The 1,012-nt window shown below is 29.6% G+C and carries 1 protein-coding gene; it reads left to right on the top strand.

All coding sequences use genetic code 11. From position 1 onward, the window contains the following. Positions 1 to 6: 6 nt before the first annotated feature. Positions 7 to 780, top strand: a complete 774-nt coding sequence (locus IDG60_RS15865) for a tandem-type lipoprotein (protein WP_000643619.1) — start codon at positions 7 to 9, stop codon at positions 778 to 780. Positions 781 to 1,012 lie beyond the last annotated feature (232 nt).

Genomic DNA, 1,012 nt, shown 5'->3' with positions numbered 1-1,012 from the left:
GAATGTATGAAAGCACATAAAATTTTCTGGTTAAACTTAGCAGCAATTATTATTATTTCAATTGTAGTCAGTGGCGGTATGTTTTTGGCAATGAAGTGGGAACAAATTCATTTGAAAGATGGTCTTAAAAAAGTACTAAGTACGTATCCTATTAAAAACTTAGAAACGCTTTATGAAATTGATGGTCACGATAATCCCCATTATGAAAATAATGATCAAGACACATGGTATATAGAATCCTCTTATTCAGTTGTTGGATCAGATGAGCTTTTAAAAGAAGACCGTATGTTGTTAAAGGTAGATAAGAACACACATAAAATAACTGGTGAATATGACACAACTACAAACGATAGAAAAGATGCTACTGACTCGACATACAAAAGTTATCCAGTAAAAGTAGTTAATAATAAAATCGTTTTCACAAAAGACGTAAAAGATCCCGCGCTGAAACAAAAAATCGAAAACAATCAATTTTTGATTCAAAGTGGTGATTTAACAAGCATTTTAAATAGCAATGATTTGAAAGTCACACATGATCCTACCACTGATTATTATAATTTATCTGGTAAGTTGTCGAATGATAATCCAAACGTTAAACAATTAAAACGTAGATATAATATTCCCAGTAATGCATCAACAAAGGTGGAATTAAAGGGAATGAGTGATTTAAAAGGCAATAATCATCAAGATCAGAAACTTTATTTTTATTTTTCAAGTCCTGGAAAAAACCAAATTATATACAAAGAAAGCCTTACTTATAATAAATTAAGTGAACATTAATACTTATGATGTAATTATAGAAATAACCAAATCATTTATTATCGTTTAACATATTAAAATCACACATTATAAAAACGCCTCACATCATTCATTTAATTGTACCGAATCACATCAAGTTAGATTTTAGACTAACTATTGTGGTGTACATCAAAAACGAATTTGTGGGGCGTTTTATATTTTACAAAGGCGACTAGCGTTTCTTATAACAACTTCAACATTACTACACTCAAGC

This window comes from Staphylococcus sp. EG-SA-2 (assembly GCF_017152085.1).
This window is presented reverse-complemented; position numbering and strand designations above follow the sequence as displayed.

Excerpts from the sequence above, each read along its gene's own strand:
- IDG60_RS15865 (WP_000643619.1), top strand. The coding sequence starts at position 7 with ATGAAAGCACATAAAATTTTCTGGTTAAACTTAGCAGCAATTATTATT.